The sequence below is a fragment of the Acetonema longum DSM 6540 genome, from assembly GCF_000219125.1.
Lineage (GTDB): Bacteria > Bacillota > Negativicutes > Sporomusales > Acetonemataceae > Acetonema > Acetonema longum.
In genome coordinates, this window is record NZ_AFGF01000242.1 from 1 (window position 1) to 441 (window position 441).

1 protein-coding gene is annotated in these 441 nt (G+C 49.7%); it reads right to left on the bottom strand.

Annotation, left to right across the window (positions count from 1 at the left end; translation table 11 throughout):
* Positions 1-82 precede the first annotated feature (82 nt).
* Positions 83-441: IS3 family transposase (locus ALO_RS18915; protein WP_004099271.1), on the bottom strand; the 359-nt coding region annotated here is incomplete at its 5' end.

Consider the following 441-nt stretch of genomic DNA (forward strand, 5'->3'; position numbering starts at 1 on the left):
GATATGCTACCCGTCAAGAGGACAATGAAAAAACAAAAAGTTTTAACCGTTGCTGCCCTTCAGAAATGAGGGGCAGCAATCTTTATGCGGCCAAAGTAAAATGATGATAGAACTCCACCGGCGTCATGATAGCCAGGCGTCGCTGGAGGCGGTGGTAGTTGTAGAAATCCATGTAGTCAGTAATCATTTGCATGAGCTGTGTCCGGTCGGTGAACTTGAAGCCGTAGTAGCGTTCTCGTTTCAGGATGCCCCAAAAACCCTCCATTGGACCGTTATCAATACAATGCGCCACGCGGGACATGCTCTGCTTCATGCCTGCTTGCCGAAGTTTTTGATGAAAAACAGTGCTTGTATACTGGTAGCCCCGGTCGCTGTGAAACAGCGGGTGAGCCTTGGGCACGGCAGCAATAGCGGCATCGAAGGTATCAAAAACGAGCTTGG